The 16,525-nt window shown below is 64.8% G+C and carries 13 protein-coding genes and 1 other RNA gene; 4 read left to right on the top strand and 10 right to left on the bottom strand.

The genetic code is table 11. The features are described 5' to 3' along the window. Nucleotide 1 precedes the first annotated feature (1 nt). Nucleotides 2–361 (top strand): L-fucose mutarotase, encoded by a 360-nt coding sequence (locus ABQZ00_RS21790; protein ID WP_323539053.1) that lies wholly within the window; start codon nt 2–4, stop codon nt 359–361. 326 nt (nt 362–687) lie between these two features. On the opposite strand, the gene ABQZ00_RS21785 is transcribed toward ABQZ00_RS21790, so the two are convergent. The 6 genes from ABQZ00_RS21785 to ABQZ00_RS21760 form a co-directional block, all read right to left on the bottom strand. Beyond that, nucleotides 688–2,010: an L-fuconate dehydratase gene (locus ABQZ00_RS21785; protein ID WP_323539052.1), complete on the bottom strand. Its 1,323-nt coding sequence runs from the start codon at nt 2,008–2,010 to the stop codon at nt 688–690. Nucleotides 2,011–2,479: 469 nt separating this feature from the next. Further along, a complete protein-coding gene (locus ABQZ00_RS21780) occupies nt 2,480–3,337 on the bottom strand; it encodes a fumarylacetoacetate hydrolase family protein (RefSeq protein WP_323539051.1) in 858 nt (285 codons plus the stop codon). A 235-nt stretch (nt 3,338–3,572) separates the two neighbouring features. Next, a non-coding RNA gene (locus ABQZ00_RS21775) (sX9 sRNA) lies at nt 3,573–3,648 on the bottom strand. Nucleotides 3,649–3,710: 62 nt separating this feature from the next. Then, entirely contained in the window at nt 3,711–4,481 is a 771-nt protein-coding gene (locus ABQZ00_RS21770; RefSeq protein WP_115514299.1) for an SDR family oxidoreductase, read from the bottom strand. Beyond that, nucleotides 4,478–5,350 (bottom strand): amidohydrolase family protein, encoded by an 873-nt coding sequence (locus tag ABQZ00_RS21765; protein WP_323539050.1) that lies wholly within the window; start codon nt 5,348–5,350, stop codon nt 4,478–4,480. The genes ABQZ00_RS21770 and ABQZ00_RS21765 overlap by 4 nt, the downstream gene beginning before the upstream one ends. Continuing rightward, complete coding sequence (locus tag ABQZ00_RS21760) at nt 5,347–6,357, bottom strand: aldo/keto reductase (RefSeq protein WP_323539049.1); 1,011 nt, start codon at nt 6,355–6,357, stop codon at nt 5,347–5,349. The genes ABQZ00_RS21765 and ABQZ00_RS21760 overlap by 4 nt, the downstream gene beginning before the upstream one ends. A gap of 685 nt (nt 6,358–7,042) precedes the next feature. Between ABQZ00_RS21760 and ABQZ00_RS21755 the strand changes: the two genes are divergently transcribed. Further along, the gene (locus ABQZ00_RS21755; protein WP_323539048.1) at nt 7,043–8,668 is read left to right on the top strand and encodes a family 43 glycosylhydrolase; all 1,626 of its coding nucleotides are present in this window, start codon (nt 7,043–7,045) and stop codon (nt 8,666–8,668) included. A gap of 548 nt (nt 8,669–9,216) precedes the next feature. Here the strand turns inward: ABQZ00_RS21755 and ABQZ00_RS21750 are convergent. Further along, entirely contained in the window at nt 9,217–9,420 is a 204-nt protein-coding gene (locus ABQZ00_RS21750; protein ID WP_039421648.1) for a hypothetical protein, read from the bottom strand. A gap of 3 nt (nt 9,421–9,423) precedes the next feature. Then, the gene (locus ABQZ00_RS21745) at nt 9,424–9,987 is read right to left on the bottom strand and encodes a peroxiredoxin family protein (protein ID WP_323523335.1); all 564 of its coding nucleotides are present in this window, start codon (nt 9,985–9,987) and stop codon (nt 9,424–9,426) included. Nucleotides 9,988–10,699: 712 nt separating this feature from the next. Here ABQZ00_RS21745 and ABQZ00_RS21740 point away from each other — a divergent pair. Beyond that, nucleotides 10,700–11,605 carry a DUF4424 domain-containing protein gene (locus ABQZ00_RS21740; protein ID WP_115514293.1) on the top strand — a complete coding sequence of 302 codons (906 nt, stop codon included), beginning with the start codon at nt 10,700–10,702 and terminating at the stop codon, nt 11,603–11,605. Nucleotides 11,606–11,923: 318 nt separating this feature from the next. Here the strand turns inward: ABQZ00_RS21740 and ABQZ00_RS21735 are convergent, their stop codons facing one another. Both ABQZ00_RS21735 and acs read right to left on the bottom strand, forming a co-directional pair. Beyond that, entirely contained in the window at nt 11,924–12,592 is a 669-nt protein-coding gene (locus ABQZ00_RS21735; RefSeq protein ID WP_055850166.1) for a response regulator transcription factor, read from the bottom strand. A gap of 250 nt (nt 12,593–12,842) precedes the next feature. After that, on the bottom strand, nt 12,843–14,786 hold the full coding sequence (gene acs, locus ABQZ00_RS21730) for an acetate--CoA ligase (protein ID WP_055846763.1): 1,944 nt from the start codon (nt 14,784–14,786) through the stop codon (nt 12,843–12,845). A gap of 295 nt (nt 14,787–15,081) precedes the next feature. Between acs and ABQZ00_RS21725 the strand changes: the two genes are divergently transcribed. Further along, nucleotides 15,082–16,464 carry a DcaP family trimeric outer membrane transporter gene (locus tag ABQZ00_RS21725; protein WP_055846766.1) on the top strand — a complete coding sequence of 461 codons (1,383 nt, stop codon included), beginning with the start codon at nt 15,082–15,084 and terminating at the stop codon, nt 16,462–16,464. The last annotated feature ends 61 nt before the right edge of the window (nt 16,465–16,525 follow it).

The following is a 16,525-nucleotide window of genomic DNA, read 5'->3' as shown; positions in this document are numbered from 1 at the left end:
CATGCCGCGTCTTTGCTATGTACTGGATCTGCACGACGATGCCGCACTGATCGCCGACTACGAGCGCTGGCATCAGCCCACCGAGGTGTGGCCGGAAGTGGTGGCCTCGTTACAGCAGGCCGGCATCCTGGAACTGGAGATCTTTCGCAGCGGCGATCGGTTGGTGATGCTGATGGAGGTGGGCGACGATTACGATCCAGCCGCCAAGGCCGCGCGCGATGCGGCCGATCCGCGCATCCAGGCGTGGGAAGCGCTGATGTGGCGATTCCAGAAACCGCTGCCGGGCAGTGCGCCTGGGGACAAGTGGCGGGAGGCCTGGCGGATTTTTGCGTTGAGTGAGGCGGTAGCGGCGCAAGTGTGAGTCGCATCCCTCATCCGCCCTACGGGCACCTTCTCCCGCAGGCGGGAGAAGGGTGGTGGTGAAGTGGCTGCAGCGTGCATGTTCCGCTCGCAGCCATGACTAGGCTAGGGTTCTCGCACTTTCCGGTCGCAGCCATGGCTAGGCTATCGCCCTCGCCCTCGCAGTCATGACTGCTCTTTCTCTTGGCTCGGCCCGGCCGATGGCGCGGCGCGTCGCGGCGGCTGGATCTTGCTGCTTGCAGTGATCTCTGCTGCGTCGTTGCCCGCTCCCGCTTCCCTTCTCCCGCACGCGGGAGAAGGTGCCCGAAGGGCGGATGAGGGCGCTGGTTAGCCCTGTCGATTGGCTGCCAGGTCTTCCACCCAGAAACGTCCATCCGGGTAGCTGAATGCGGCAATCGAAGACGCGTGCATTTCTGCCGAGAAGCCGGGTACCTGTGGGGCAAGATAGCGGCCGTGCTGGATGCGTACCGGGTCCAGGAAGTGCTGATGCAGATGGTCGACGAATTCGATCGCGCGGTCTTCCATCTGGCCGGTGATCGCGACGAAGTCGGCCATCGCCAAATGCTGCACCAACTCGCACAGGCCCACGCCGCCGGCATGCGGGAACACGCGCACGTTGAACTTGGCGGCCAGCAGCAAGATGGCGAGGTTTTCGTTGACGCCACCGACGCGCGCGGCATCGATCTGGATCAAATCCACCGCGCCGGCTTGCAACAACTGCTTGAACATCACTCGGTTCTGGGTGTGCTCGCCGGTGGACACCGGCACCGGGGTGATGCCCTGGCGGATCGCCGCATGGCCAAGGACATCGTCCGGGCTGGTGGGTTCTTCGATCCAGGCGATGTCGAATTCGGCCAGTTGGCGCATCCAGTCGATCGCCGGGCCCACGTCCCAGCGCTGGTTGGCATCCACCGCCATCGCGATGTCCGGGCCGATCGCTTCGCGCGCGAGGCGGCAGCGGCGGATGTCGTCCTGCACGTTGGCGCCGACCTTGAGCTTGATGGTGCGGAAGCCATCGGCCACCGCTTCCTTGGCTAGGCGCACCAGTTTTTCGTCGGAGTACCCAAGCCAGCCGGGCGAGGTGGTGTAGGCCGGGTAGCCTTGCTCGATCAACTGCGCAGTACGCTGCGCGCGCTGCGGCTGCGCGGCGCGCAACATGGCCAGCGCTTCATCGCGGGTGAGCGCATCGGTGAGGTAGCGGAAGTCGATGGTGTCGACCAGCTGCTCGGGGGTGAGTTCGGCGATATAGCGCCACAGCGGCTTGTTGGCGGCACGCGCAGCCAGATCCCAGGCGGCGTTGATCACCGCGCCGATGGCCATGTGCATCACGCCTTTTTCCGGGCCCAGCCAACGCAGTTGCGAGTCGTTGGTGAGCCGGCGCGCGAAGCCGCCCAGGTCGGCGATGACGTCTTCCACGCGCATGCCGACCACGTGTTCGGCGAGCGCGGCCACGGCGGCGGTCTGCACGTCGTTGCCGCGGCCGATGGTGAACACCAGGCCGTAACCGGCCAGTGCATCCGGCGCATCGGTGCGCAGCACGACGTAGGCGGCCGAGTAATCGGGATCGGGATTCATCGCGTCCGACCCATCGAGCTCGCGCGAGGTGGGGAAGCGGACGTCGTGGGTATCGAGGGCGACGATGGTGCTCATGAAGGTCCTGGGCGATGGAAACGGGAAATAGAAAACGGGCGAAAAAGAGCGTGGGGAAGAGGGACGCTTGAGCCCCTCTCCCACCGGGAGAGGTGGTGAGGGTACGGACGCGCAGCGCCGACTGTGTTGAAGCGCTGCAATTACTCATGCGCTTGCAACGCAGATCAACGAATCACTGCACGACCAACTGCGTGTGGATACCGACGCGCGAAAGCACTTGGAAGTTCAACACCCTCGCACGCAGCTTGAAAATTTTGCGCATGACGCATCGACACAGGTGCCGACATGTCATGCCTGACAACAGGGCACATTGCGACGACCTGCCTGGATACGTCGCTACGTACCCTCACCCCAACCCCTCTCCCGAGGGGAGAGGGGCTTTAAGCTGCGTCGTGCGGAGGCGTTACCACGTGCGTTGAGCGCAACTTGGCACGCAATGCGACCAAAATCCTGGAAGGGAAAAGAAGCTTTAGGCCGCATCGCGCGGATGCGCCACTACCGGTTGACGCTGACGCCCCAATCCTTCGATCTCCAGTTCCATCAGATCGCCCGGCTTCAAATACACCGGCGGCTTCTGGCCCAGGCCCACGCCCGGTGGGGTGCCGGTGCTGATCACATCGCCTGGCATCAGCGTCATGTAGCGGCTGATGTGGCTGACCAGTTCGGCCACGCCGAACACCATCGTGCGGGTGCTGCCGTTCTGGTAACGGTGGCCGTTGACCTCCAGCCACATCGACAGGTTCTGCGGGTCGGGCACTTCATCGCGGGTGACCAGCCACGGGCCGATCGGGCCGAAGGTGTCGGCACTCTTGCCCTTGACCCACTGGCCGCCGTGTTCGAGCTGGAACTCGCGTTCGGACAGGTCGTTGATCAGCGCATAGCCGGCCACATGATTCAGTGCGTCGTCCATCGACACATCGCGTGCGATATCGCCGATCACCACGCCCAGTTCCACTTCCCAGTCGCTCTTGACCGAGCCGCGCGGGATGATGACGGTATCGTTCGGGCCGCACACCGCGGTGGTGGCCTTCATGAAAAGAATCGGCATTTTTGGCACTTCCATGCCCGATTCGGCGGCGTGGTCGGCGTAGTTCAAGCCCACGCAGATGAACTTGCCGATGCGGCCCACTGCGGCGCCATAGCGCTGCTCGCCTTCGATCAGCGGCAACGTGGACAGATCCACTGCACGCAGTTTTTCCATGCCGGCATTGGTGAGGTGCTCACCGGCGACATCGTCGATGACACCGCTCAGGTCGCGGATGCGGCCTTCGTTGTCGATCACGCCGGGACGTTCGTGGCCTTCGGCGCCAATACGTACGAGTTTCATGCAGTCTTCCTTTGCAGGGGAGGAATCGGAGCGAGTCGCCACATGTTGCAAGATGTTTCAGCAGCAGGTGGACGACGCGCTCGGAACAGGAATGGCGGTGATGCGTGCTGGCAACAGGTCACGTCAGGCGTGCGATGCGGCGTGCTGGCAGCGGTATTAAGCGCAGCTGGGACACCATCGCGAGCGGCCATGGATCTGGCCGCTGCACAGCAGTGTGGTCGGCTGGGTTTTGAGCGGCTAACAAAACGTAGCGAGCAGTCGTCAGGTGGGTGTGGACGGCGCGCAGGAACCGGAGTGTACGGGTGGTACATGAGCATTCCGAGCACCGGCCGCGCCCGCCTGGCGGTGAGCACAGTAGTTTTGTTAGCTGCTCTTAGTTGGACCAGCCCCCGTCGATGATGTGGGTCTGGCCGGTGGTGAACGACGATTCGTCCGAGGCCAGATACACCACCAGCTGCGCGATTTCGCGCGGGTCGCCCAGGCGGCCCATCGGCTGGCGATCGGTGAAGCTCTTCCACACCGCCTGTTCGTCGCCGCCCAGGGCCTGCACGCGCTGACCCAGCGACGGCGTCTTGATGGTGCCCGGGCAGATCGCGTTGCAGCGCACGCCTTGGGCCACGTAATCGGCAGCAATGGCCTTGCTCAGGCCGATCACCGCGGCCTTGGTCACGCCGTACACAAAGCGGTTCGGCACGCCCTTGATGCTGGACGCGACCGAGGACATGTTGATGATGCTGCCGCGGCCGCGTTCGAGCATGCCCGGCAGCACCGCCTTGCAGGTGTAATACATCGCATCGACGTTGATCGAGAACGAGCGGCGCCATGCCGGCTCGTCGCAGTCGAGAATGCTGCCCTGATGCACGTAGCCGGCGCAGTTGAACAACACATCGAACGGGCCGTGTTCGGCGACCAGCGCCGCAATCGCGGCGGCATCGGTGACATCGAGCAGCTGGGTGGTGATCGCATCCGACTCGGACGCCAGCGCCTGCAACGCAGCGGCGTCGATGTCGGTGGCGATCACCTGCGCGCCGGCACGTGCGCAGGCCAGCGCGCTTTCGCGGCCGATGCCGGCGCCAGCGGCGGTGATCAGGCAACGCTTGCCCTGCAGACGGGTGTTGGGCGTGGTGGGAATGGAGACTGTCATACCGATAAGGTTCCGTGGGTGGGGGCCGCCGGCCGTGGCAGACGATAGAACGTGCGTGCGTTGTCGCCGAACACTGCATCAGCGTGTTCGGCGGCATGACGGGTGACGAGCTGTTGCGCAAGATCGAACCATTGCGCGTAATCGGCGCGCAGGGTCAGCACCGGCCAGTCGCTGCCCCAGAGCAGCCGCTGCGCACCGAAGCGCGCAAACAGATGCGCAACATACGGCTCCAGTGCATCGATGCCGGCACCGCGCGCGGCTTCGGTGAGCAATCCGGACAGTTTGCAGTGCACGTTGGGATGCTGTGCCAACGCGGCCATGCCGGCGGCCCAGGCGACGAATTCGCCGGCCGCAATCTGCGGCTTGCCGCCGTGATCGACGACCACGCGCAACTGCGGGTGACGCTTCAAGCGCGCCTGCAATGCCGGCACATGCACAGCGCGGATCAAGGCATCGAAGGCCAGATCGTGGGCCAGCATCGCGTCGAAGGCGGCGTCCAATGCGGGGTTTGCCAGCCACTGCACATCGGCGATGTCCTGCACCATCGGGCGCAGCCCCTTGAGTACACCGCCGCCTGCGCGGACCAGTGCGCCGATGCGTGCGGCGGCATCGGGCGCAGCAAAATCCGTCCAGCCGACCACGCCGGCAATGCGTGGCGCGTCGTGGGCGAGCTCGAGCAGGTAACAGGTTTCGGCTTCGGTTGCGGCGGCTTGCACCACCACCACGCTGTCGACACCGGCCGCATCCAGCGCGTCGTCCACGTCATGCGGCGCGAAGTCGCGGTACAGCGGCGCAAGCTCCGGCGTCAGCCAGGCGTAATCGCCACGGGCCAGGTGCCAGAAATGCAGATGCGCATCGACGCGGCTCATGGCGTGGGCAGGTCCGTATCGAGCAGCCCGCCATCGCGCAGGCGCTGCCACAGCGCAGGCGGGATCGATGCCTGCAAGCGCGTGGCGGCCGATTGCACCTCGGCCAGGGTGCGCATGCCGGCCACCACGGTGGTCACCGCCGGATGCGCCAGCGGGAACTGTAGGGCGGCCGCGCCGATATCCACCTCGAACGCCGCGCACGCCGCATACAGGCGCTGCGCATGCTGCAAGGTGGCGGTGTCCACCGGGGCGTAGTTATAGGTGGCGCCGGGGCCGCGCGCATCGCTGAGCAGGCCGGAACTGTACGGGCCGGCCGACAGGATCGACACGCCGTGTTGCTGCGCCTGGTCGAGCAGCGCACGCGCGCCGTGCTGCTCCAGCAGGGTGTAGCGCCCAGCCAGCATCACGCAGTCGATCGGGAAGCGTGCCAGCACCTCCAGTGCCACGTCCTGCTCGTTGACGCCCAGCCCGATCGCCCCGCACGCACCGGACGCTTTCAACTCCGCCATGGCCGGCAAGGCCTCCTCAAAGGCCTGCTGCAGCACATGGGCGTGGTTGTCGCCGTGGGTCAGCGCACCGATGTCGTGCAACAGCAGCACGTCGATGTAGTCGGTGCCCAGGCGCTCCAGGCTGGAGGCGAACGCGCGCCGCACGCCGTCAGCGCTGTAGTCGAATGCGGCGCGGCGGCCGGCCACGGCAAAACCGTCGCGCCCGGCAACAGCCTGTGCGTCGTCGTAGACGCAGCGGCCAACCTTGGTCGACAGCGTGTAGGCAGCGCGCGGCACGCCGGCCAGGCCGCGGCCCAGGCGTGTCTCGCTGAGTCCGTAGCCGTAGTAAGGCGCGGTGTCGAAGTGGCGGATGCCGGCCTCGAACGCGCCTGCCACCGCCGCCAGTGCGTCTGCCTCTGCGACCTCGGTGTACAGGTTGCCGATCGGCGCAGCGCCGAAGCCCAGCGCCGACAACTGCACGTCGGTGCGGCCCAGACGCTGCCGTGCCACGGCGCTCATGCGCCACGCTCCGCAAGGGTGGCGCAGGCGCGAATGGAATCTGGAGGGCAGCTGTGCATCGCAACGTCCACCAGCCGGCAGGTGCCCGGCTGTTCGCATATGAATATCGCAATCATCAATGAACAGATCACGCTGCAGTGCAGCATGGCGAGCCACGGCGGCTGACGGATTGGGTGATCGGTGCCGTGCGCGTCGCTTTTCTCGCGCTATCTCTCTGTTCGTGCGCGCATCGCTTGTGGTCGTCTGGTCCAATGGCCATTGGCCATTGGCTAACGGCTAACGGCAACACCGCACTCCGCACTCCGCTGACCAATCGGATTTCTCGTGCGGCAGCGCCGGTGCCGCCGGCGGGCCGGCAAGCGTGTGGAACCCGTGACCCAGACACGCATGGTCTTCGACCCTCGCCCCCATTGCGAACTCGGTTGTCCGCGCGCGCTGGAGAGATCGCCCTGCGGCTCTCCAGGCCAAGGGTAGCGCCGCGCTGATCGCGCTGGCGCGCCTGTTTTCGCCGTCTGGACACCCGCACTACAGCGCAGCGGCGTGCCCCCTCGCATTGCAACGCACTCCATCCCGGCTATTTCAAAATCCGGGCCCCGCATCACCAGTTCCTATAACGCGGCCTGCGCGGTTGCCTCGCATCGGCGGCTAGGGCTAGATACCAGCCTTGATCCGATGAAGCTGATGCATGCCAGACACGACACGGCGGGAGTTGTTCAAGGTGCTGGCCGCAGGCGCATTGGTCGCGCCGTTGCCGGCTGCCGCGCAGGCGTCAGCCGTGCCATGCGCCGCGCATCCGCCGCCGTGGGCGCGCGGCATCGAGGGCCAGCGCAAGGCCGACCTGGGCAACGGCACCTATCTCAACCCTATCGTGGCCGGTGATCACCCGGATCCCACCATCCTCAAGGATGGCGACGACTACTACATGACGTTTTCGTCGTTCTTTTCGTACCCGGGCATCGTGCTGTGGCACTCCACCGACCTGGTCAACTGGACCCCGATCGGCCCGGCGCTGCGCCAGGAACTGGGCACGATCTGGGCGCTGGATCTGTGCAAGCACGACGGCCGTTACTTCATCTATATCCCGGCCAATCCGGACGACAAGGGCTGGTCGATCTTCGTGATCTGGGCCGATGACATCCGCGGGCCATGGAGCGCGCCGATCGATCTGAACATCGCCGGCTGCATCGACCCCGGCCATGTCGTCGGCGAGGACGGCAAGCGCTATCTGTTCGTCAACGGCATCCGCAAGATCGGCCTGCGCGACGACGGCCTGGCCACCGATGGGCAACTCGAACCGGCCTACGCGCCGTGGCGGTATCCCGACGACTGGGTGGTGGAGAACTTCGCGCCCGAAGGCCCCAAGCTCACCTGGCACAACGGCTGGCTGTATCTGGTCACCGCCGTCGGTGGCACCGCCGGGCCGGTGACCGGGCATATGGTCATCGCCGCGCGGTCGCGCTCGGTGCACGGGCCGTGGGAACACTGCCCGCGCAACCCGCTGGTGCGCACGCTGTCCGAACAGGAGCCGTGGTGGTCGCGCGGCCATGCCACGCTGGTGCAAGGCCCACGCGGCGACTGGTGGCTGGTCTATCACGGCTACGAAAACGGCTTCCGCACCCTGGGGCGCCAGACCCTGCTGGAGCCGATCGAGTGGACCGCCGACGGCTGGTTTCGCGCCACCGGCGGCGACCTGTCCAAGCCGTTGCGCACGCCGGCACGCGCTGCCACCGGCAGTGCGAATGTGGCGAGCGGCTTCGCGTTGTCCGATGACTTTTCCACCGACCGATTCGGCACACAGTGGAGCCTGCACGCGCCCAAGCCCGGCGAGCAGGCGCGCGTGCGGCGGGCCAACAAAGCGCTGACGCTGACCTGCGCCGGCACATCGCCCATCGACAGCGCACCGTTGACCTGCGGCGTACCTGATCGCGCCTATGTGGCCGAGGTGACGCTGGAGCTGGTCGGCAATGCCGAAGGCGGCCTGCTGCTGTTCTACAACCACAAGGCCTTCGTCGGCATCGGCTTCACCGCCGACACCATGAAGACCTACGAATATTCCGAAGAACTGGTGTGGGCACGCGCACCCAACACGCATCGCCGCATCCGCGTGCGGCTGACCAACGATCGCCACATCGTGAGCTTTGCGTATTCGTTCGACGACGGCCGGCAGTGGACGCGCCATCCCACGCGCATGGAGGTGTCCGGATTCCACCACAACGTGTTCGGCGGCTTTTTGAGTCTGCAGTTGGGCGTGTATGCCGCGCAGCAGGGCGAGGTGGTGTTGCGTGACTTTAGGTATCGCGCGCTGGGCTGAGCGTGGCTGAGCACTGACGGCTGATGCTGCGCAGTGATCCTGCATGTTGTCAGCGTTTCGGTTTCAGGATGGCTGTCGGAGATACCGTCAGCCCGATCCGATGTTTGAAAGCAGACGCCTTCGTCGACCTCTCAAGGCAATCCTTGCACCTGCCAAAAAAAATCGTGGAGACATCGAGTATGTCTGCCGCGCGGGCTCTTGTGTTGCCTTGCATGCCTGCGGCTTTCAATGCCGCGACGATGTGGGGTGGGTTTCCGCTATGCCGCAACGGGGCACGGAAACGGTCGATTGACGCATCGTAGTTTGCAAGCGTAGTCAGCACGCTGACAGCGCCGCTGCATATGCCGTGCAAGATCCCGAAGAGAATCAGTGAGAGACCTCGTCAACTGATCCGCGACGCCGCACTGCACGCGCACTGCACGCGGATTCGAGTGCATCAACGAGCAGATCGCGCTGGTCTTCCAGCAGTAGTTTCAGCGGTTTTACGCCAAGCTGGGCGCGTACGTGTCACCGCAGAGGGCGGGGCCTTGATGGCCCCGCCGCTGGACTCAACCGCAGCAGTAGCAGACGTTGCCTTGTCCCAAATCGCCGCCGAACTCCGGACACTCGGCCTTGCAGGCCCATGCACTACACGACTCGGCCTTCGGCTGTGCGCCGTCCACGGCCATCACCTGGAACGCACCGAAGCCGGTGCTGGCCAGAAACGTCGCTGCCATCAACGCACTGCGCAAGCTTACCCAACGCTTTTTCATGCATTACTCCCTCAACGTTGCAAAAGCCGCTGGCGCATCCGTGCGGCCCAAGGCGGCGACCAGGTCCTGCACCCGCTCCGTGGTATCGAACACGCCAACATGGGAATGGCGCACGCGCCCGTCCCCATCGATGGCCATCAACAGCGGCACGTTGCGCGCACGGAACAGCATCAGCGCGCGACGATCGGTCAACGTGACCACCGGAAAATCGAAGCCATGCACATGCGCATAGCGCGCGGCCTGCACCGCATCGCAATGGCACACACCCAGTAATTGCGGTCGGCCCGGCAGGTTGGCCTGCAACTGCCGCGCCGCGCGCAGCACGGTTGGTGCCGAGCGCTGGCAGTACGGGCACGTGGTCGTGAAAAAGAACAGCACCTGCGCCGGCCCCTGCGGCGCACCCAGCAGATGGCGCTGACCGTCGGCGTCCATCGCCTCGATGCGCGGCACGTACATGCCCTCGTACGGCGTGCTGATGCGCGTCTGCAGCCATTGCTGCTGCACGCGCAGTTGTCGGTTTTGCCACGCCAGCGCCGCAATCAATGCACAGGCCATCAGCAGGCCGATCCATAGCCAGGGAAAACGTCGCGCCATGCCAGCTCCAAAGCGTCCTTGATGCCCGAGCCTTGCCCAGGCATCAGCTCATGGTCAATGGTGATATCGACAACTGCGATGTCGCGCGGTGCGCAGGTGTGGATGCGATCACGCCGGTGCGCTTGGGCTTGCCACCGTCGGGCGATGACATGCGGACGATTTGCGCAAATAGTGCTGCAGGCAGGCCTTGCGACCGGTAACGCACGCAGCAGTCGCGCCATGCCATCTACCGAAGCGATCAGGCTGTTGCGCTTGGGCTTGCCATCGTTGGGCAACGACACGCGGGCGGTTTGCGCGAACGCGGCTGCAGGCATTGCCTTGCGACCGTTAACGCACGCAGCAGTCGCGCCATGCTGTCTACCGATGCGATCAGGTTGGTGCGCTTGGGCTTGCCACCGTGGGGCGATGACATGCGGGCGGTTTGCGCAAATAGTGATGCAGGCAGGCCTTGCGACAGTAACGCACGCAGCAGTCGCGCCATGCCACCTGCCGATGCGATCAGGCCGGTGCGCTTGGGCTTGCCACCGTCGGGCGATGACATGCGGGTGGTTTGCGCAAACACGGCTGCAGGCAGGTCTTGCGACAAGTGCGCGGCGTAGCTGTCGCGCGCTGCCATTTGCCAGTGCGCGGTGCATGGCATGCTGTGCAGTGCGGCGCGTCGGTACGTGCCGGTTTTGGGGGAGCGATGCACAAGAATTCAATGGCGCGTCGGCTGCTGCTGGCGATGTTCGTCTGTGCGACAGCGCACGCCAACGACAGTAGTTTTGGCGACGACAACGGCACCATCCGGCTGCTGCACCAGCCCGACATCAGCATGGACAAGGAAGCGCTGCTGCTCAGCGAAGAACGCGTGCAGGTGGACTACGTGTTCACCAACAACAGCGAGCGCGACCTCAGCGTGCCGGTGGCCTTCCCGATGCCGCCAATGTATTTCGGCATGGCCGACCACAGCGAACTCACCGACTTCAAACTGTGGGTGGACGGCAAGCCGATCGCCACCACGCGCAAGCTTGTGGTGTTGCTGGACGACGGCAGCGACATCTCCAAGGCGTTTGCCGCCACCGGGTGGACCCAGGACGATGTGGAGGCCTTCACCGAATCCGGCACCCCGCCCAAGGCCCGCAAACCGCTGCCCGCACGCTGGGTCGATGCCGACGCGCAACCGCGTTTCACTCTCAACGAGTACTTCGTCTGGCAACAGCTATTTCCGGCGCGCCGCAGCGTGCAGATCCGGCATGCCTATGCGCCCAGCCTGTCCACCGGCGTACCGCAGCCCAGCACGTATCTGCTGGAGTCCTATGCAAAGGACACCTGCATCGAACCGGCCACCAAGACCAGCATGCAGCGCCGGGAAGGCCAGTCCGGTCTGGCCTGGGCCAACTTGCGCTACGTGCTCACCACCGGCAAGAACTGGAACGGCGCGATCAAGGACTTCCAGCTGACCATCCGCAAGCAGGCCGCCAGCGACATCCTGAGTCTGTGCTTCGACGGCGAGCTGAAAAAGATCGACCCGTTGACCTTCCAGTTCAAGCAGGCCAACTTCATCCCGATGCGCGATCTGAACGTCTTGTTCGTGCGCGCGCCGGAGTAAACGCCACAAGCCCCACACGTAGGAGCGCACCCGGGCGCGATGGAGCTTTACCGGTAACGCCCAGCACAGTCGTACGTGCCAACGCGCGTAAGGTTTCTTTTGCAAAACAAGCTTCACCGGTAACGCCCATCGCGCCCAGGTGCGCTCCTACGCTGGTGTCGTGTCGTGTCGTGTCGTGTCGCGTTGCACGGCATAGCAAATCTATCGTGCCCACCAACGAGGACGGCAGAAGTAGTGGGATCACACGTAGGAGCGCACCTGGGCGCGACAGGGCTTTCCCAACCACCCCCAACGCCCGCAGACACGTCGCTGCGCGCGTCAGTCGTCTTCCGGCGGCGGCAACACGATGCCGTCGGAGTCGATGGCGAGCTTGCCGGCCATCAGCACGGCCTGGGTACGGTTGGTGACGCCGAGCTTGCGCAGGATTGCGGTGACGTGCGCCTTGATGGTGGCTTCGGACACGCCCAGATCGTAGGCGATCTGCTTGTTGAGCCGGCCCGCGCCGAGCATCTGCAGCACGCGGAATTGTTGCGGGGTGAGATCGCGCAACCGCTGGCCAACCTCGCGCTCTTCGCTATCGGTGGGCGGCAGGTTCTGCGCTTCGGCGGGAATCCAGCGTTCGCCATCCAGCACCGTGGCCAGCGCGCGGCCGATGGTGTCCGAGTCGGCGGATTTGGGAATGAAACCGAACGCGCCATGGTCGATGGCACGCCGCATCACCGTGGGTTCTTCGCGTGCGGACACCACCACCACCGGCAACTGCGGATGCAGCGAGCGCATATGCACCAGGGCACTGAAGCCCTGCGCGCCCGGCATGTTGAGATCCATCAACAGCAGGTCCGCGTCCGGTTGCGCATCGGCCAGCGTGTACAACGCATCCACGTTGTCGGCTTCGAACAGTTGCACGCCCGGCATGACCCGCTGCACCGCCCCGCGCAAGGCCTCGCGAAACAGGGGATGGTCATCGGCAATCAGCAGGGTGGTCATTGAGGGGCCGGGAGTGGGGAATCGGGAATCGGGAATCGCAAAGGCAACAGCGAAGAGCAGCGCGGCAAACAGCAACAGCAACAGCAACAGCAACGATGCGGTGACGTTGAAGATGAGAATTGGCAGCTATGAACAAATGTAGGGGTCGGGAACCCGCTTTTACGAATTCCCAATCCGACGATTTACTTCCCACTCCTCAGGGAACCGCTCTCACGATTCCCCAATCCCGATTCCTCATTCCCAACGCGCGTCAGCGCGTTAGCCGCTCATTGACCAGCGAATCCACCACCGACGGGTCGGCCAGGGTGGAGGTGTCGCCGAGTTGATCGGGTGCGTTTTCGGCGATCTTGCGCAGGATGCGGCGCATGATCTTGCCCGAGCGCGTCTTCGGCAGGCCGGGGGCCCACTGCAGGTGATCGGGCGAGGCGATCGGGCCGATTTCCTTACGCACCCAACTCACCAGCTCCTTGTGCAGCTCTTCGCTGGGGTTCTCGCCGGCGATCAAGGTGACGTAGGCATAGATGCCCTGGCCCTTGACGTCGTGCGGGAAGCCCACCACCGCCGCTTCGGCGACCTTGGGGTGCGAGACCAGCGCGCTTTCCACTTCGGCAGTGCCGATGCGATGGCCGGAGACGTTGATCACGTCGTCCACGCGGCCGGTGATCCAGTAGTAGCCATCGGCATCGCGGCGGCAGCCGTCACCGGTGAAGTAGCTGCCCGGATAGGTGCGGAAATAGGTGTCGATGAACCGCTGGTGGTCGCCGTAGACGCTGCGCATCTGGCCCGGCCACGAATCCAGCAGCACCAGGTTGCCTTCGGTGGCGCCGTCCAGGATCTTGCCTTCGGCATCGACCAGCGCCGGCTGCACGCCGAAGAACGGCAGCGTGGCCGACCCCGGCTTGAGGTCGACCGCGCCGGCCAGCGGCGAAATCAAAATGCCGCCGGTTTCGGTCTGCCACCAGGTATCCACGATCGGGCAACGGCTGTCGCCGACCACTTCGTAATACCAACGCCAGGCTTCCGGATTGATTGGCTCGCCGACGCTGCCGAGCAGGCGCAGGCTCTTGCGCGAGGTCCGCTTGACCGGCGCTTCGCCATCGCGCATCAGCGCGCGGATCGCGGTGGGCGCGGTGTAGAACAAGGTGACCTGGTGCTTGTCGATCACGTCCCAGAAGCGCGAGACGTTGGGGTAGTTGGGCACGCCTTCGAACATCACCGCAGTGGCGCCATTGGCGAGCGGGCCGTAGACGATGTAGCTGTGGCCGGTGACCCAGCCCACGTCGGCGGTGCACCAGTAGATGTCGTCTTCGCGCAGGTCGAACACCACTTCGTGCGTGTAGCTGGCAAACAGCAGATAGCCGCCGGTGGTGTGCAGCACGCCCTTCGGCTTGCCGGTGGAACCGGAGGTGTAGAGGATGAACAACGGATCTTCCGCGTTCATGCGCTCGGGTTCGCACTCGGCCGGCTGGCCATCGACCACGTCATGGAACCAGCGATCGCGCGGCGCCTGCATGTCCACCGCGCCACCGGTATGGCGCACCACCAGCACGGTTTCGACCGTGTTGGTGCCGGGAATCTTCAGCGCCGCATCCACGTTGGCCTTGAGCGGAATCTTCTTGCCGCCGCGCAGGCCTTCGTCGGCGGTGATGATCAGCTTGCTCTGGCAGTCGATCACGCGGTCGGCGATCGAGTTGGCGGCAAAACCGCCGAACACCACCGAGTGCACCGCACCGATGCGCGCGCAGGCGAGCATGGCCACGGCCGCATCGACGATCATCGGCAGGTAGATGGTGACCCGGTCGCCCTTCTTGACGCCGAGGTTGCGCAGCGCGTTGCCGAGCTTGCAGACGCGCTCGTACAACTCGCGGTAGGTGACCGGGTAGGACGCCGCATCCGGGCTGTCGGGCTCGAACAGCAGCGCGGTCTTGTCGCCGCGCGTGGCGAGCTGGCGGTCCAGGCAGTTGACGCTGGCGTTGAGCTCGCCGTCGCCGAACCAGCGGATATGGAAGTCGTCCAGCGCAAAGCTGACGTCCTTGACCTGGGTGGGTTGCTTGAACCAGTCCAGCCGCTGCGCGGCCTTGCCCCAGAACTGCTCGGGATGCTCGATCGATTCGCGGTACAGCGTTGCGTACTGCTCGCCATTGACGCGTGCGCCCTTGGCGAACGCGGGATCGACGGGATAAACATCAGCCATGGCACCCTCACTTGCGATGAACTTGTTGGGAGAGGGCACGGCAGCTGCCCTCGGTAGGCGATCAGTGTGCCGCATCCATTCTGTCCCGGCGGTCAACGGCGCGTTAGACCATGGTCGTAACCTAAGGCGTGCGCTGGCGCACATCCATTGCGGGTCCTGGTGCGACCATCGGTCACCTTGTGGAATGCTGCGTTGCAGCTACGACCAAAGGCGAATAGGCTGCAAACCGCGGACTGCCTCACGCTCCGCACAGCATCGCCATCAAGCGCGAGGCCTTCATTGGGGAGAGGGTTCCATGAAACACCGTACTGCACCGTTGGTGCGCCATCCGTTGGCGGCCGCATTGTTCGTGGCCAGCATTCTGCCGGGCGTTGCGTTCGCGCAGACGGCAAAGGAAAAGGCGCTGGAAACACGTATTGCCGAGCTCGAGCGTCAGGTCCAACTACTGGTGACCGCGCAGCAACAACAACAGGGCCAGATTGCCCAGACGCAGACGCAGGTCACCGAGGTGCGCACCTTGCAGGCGCAGACTCCGCCCGCGCCCGCGCTCCCGGCCGGCAAAAAGCCGATCCAGCTGACCAGCATCACGCCGAACGCGTTGCCGGGGACAACGTTTCGTTACGGTGGTTTCATCAAGGCCGACTTCATGACCACCCGCACCAGCGACGGCGCCTTGCCTGAAGGTGCGGTGGGACGTTACCTGTACATCCCGACGCAGACGCCTGTCGGGGGACAGGCGTCGAGCACCGACACCGACTTCCATGCCAAGTTCTCGCGCTTCAACCTGGGCGTGGACACGGTGACCGAAAACGGCGACAAGCTGACTGGGTTCATCGAACTGGACTTCTTCGGTAACGCGCTGGCCAACCAGGTCAACAATCTGTACGGCGGCACCTTGCGGCACGCCTACATGAGCTGGAACAACTGGCTGGCCGGCCAGACCTGGTCCAACTTCGTCGACGCCACGATCCTGCCGGAAGCGGCCGACATCGTCGGGCCGACCGACGGTGCGCTGTTCAGCCGTCAGACCCAGATCCGCTACACCCGCGGCGCTTTCAGCGTGTCGGCAGAAAACACCGAAACGCTGACCACGCCATACCGGGGCGGCAACACCATCCTGGCCTCGGACCATGGCGCGATGCCGGATCTGACCGCGCGGTACAACTGGAAGGGCACCTGGGGCACGTTCGGTCTGTCGGCGATCGCACGCCAGTACCGCACCCGCAGCGCGCTGACCAACGACACCGACTTCGGCGGCGCCATCGCCGGCGGCGGCCGCTGGATCATCAACTCCAGCAACGACCTGCGCTACCAGCTGGCCTACGGCGAAGGCCTTGGCCGCTATCTGGGCCTGGGCAACGGCTCGGACGTGGAAATCGACATCGACGGCAACATCCAGACCGTCAGCACGGTGGCCGGCTGGGTGGCTTGGCGGCACGACTACAACGCCAAGTTGCGCAGCACCATCATGTATTCGCGCGTGGATTACGACCATTCGCTGGCCAACACCGGCGGGCTGGCGAGCAAGTCGCAGCAGAGCATCCGCGCCAACGTCTTCTATTCGCCGCTACCCAAGGTGGATGTGGGCGCAGAGCTGATGTACGGCCGCCGCGAAGCCGAAAACGGCGATTCCGGCGACATCTCGCGCCTGCAGTTCACCACCAAGTACAGCTTCTAAAGGTTCACCCATCGGCCGCCCGCCACGCATGTGGGCGGGCCGTGCTGCCCGCACTCCAGGA

The organism is Xanthomonas sp. WHRI 10204 (assembly GCF_040202875.1).
Lineage (GTDB): Bacteria > Pseudomonadota > Gammaproteobacteria > Xanthomonadales > Xanthomonadaceae > Xanthomonas.
This window is presented reverse-complemented; position numbering and strand designations above follow the sequence as displayed.

Bases quoted from the DNA above. Each gene is read 5' to 3' on its own strand.
- ABQZ00_RS21790 (WP_323539053.1), top strand. From the start codon at position 2: ATGCCGCGTCTTTGCTATGTACTGGATCTGCACGACGATGCCGCACTG.
- ABQZ00_RS21785 (WP_323539052.1), bottom strand. From the start codon at position 2,010: ATGAGCACCATCGTCGCCCTCGATACCCACGACGTCCGCTTCCCCACC.
- ABQZ00_RS21780 (WP_323539051.1), bottom strand. From the start codon at position 3,337: ATGAAACTCGTACGTATTGGCGCCGAAGGCCACGAACGTCCCGGCGTG.
- ABQZ00_RS21770 (WP_115514299.1), bottom strand. From the start codon at position 4,481: ATGACAGTCTCCATTCCCACCACGCCCAACACCCGTCTGCAGGGCAAG.
- ABQZ00_RS21765 (WP_323539050.1), bottom strand. From the start codon at position 5,350: ATGAGCCGCGTCGATGCGCATCTGCATTTCTGGCACCTGGCCCGTGGC.
- ABQZ00_RS21760 (WP_323539049.1), bottom strand. From the start codon at position 6,357: ATGAGCGCCGTGGCACGGCAGCGTCTGGGCCGCACCGACGTGCAGTTG.
- ABQZ00_RS21755 (WP_323539048.1), top strand. From the start codon at position 7,043: ATGCCAGACACGACACGGCGGGAGTTGTTCAAGGTGCTGGCCGCAGGC.
- ABQZ00_RS21750 (WP_039421648.1), bottom strand. From the start codon at position 9,420: ATGAAAAAGCGTTGGGTAAGCTTGCGCAGTGCGTTGATGGCAGCGACG.
- ABQZ00_RS21740 (WP_115514293.1), top strand. From the start codon at position 10,700: ATGCACAAGAATTCAATGGCGCGTCGGCTGCTGCTGGCGATGTTCGTC.
- ABQZ00_RS21735 (WP_055850166.1), bottom strand. From the start codon at position 12,592: ATGACCACCCTGCTGATTGCCGATGACCATCCCCTGTTTCGCGAGGCC.
- acs (WP_055846763.1), bottom strand. From the start codon at position 14,786: ATGGCTGATGTTTATCCCGTCGATCCCGCGTTCGCCAAGGGCGCACGC.
- ABQZ00_RS21725 (WP_055846766.1), top strand. From the start codon at position 15,082: ATGAAACACCGTACTGCACCGTTGGTGCGCCATCCGTTGGCGGCCGCA.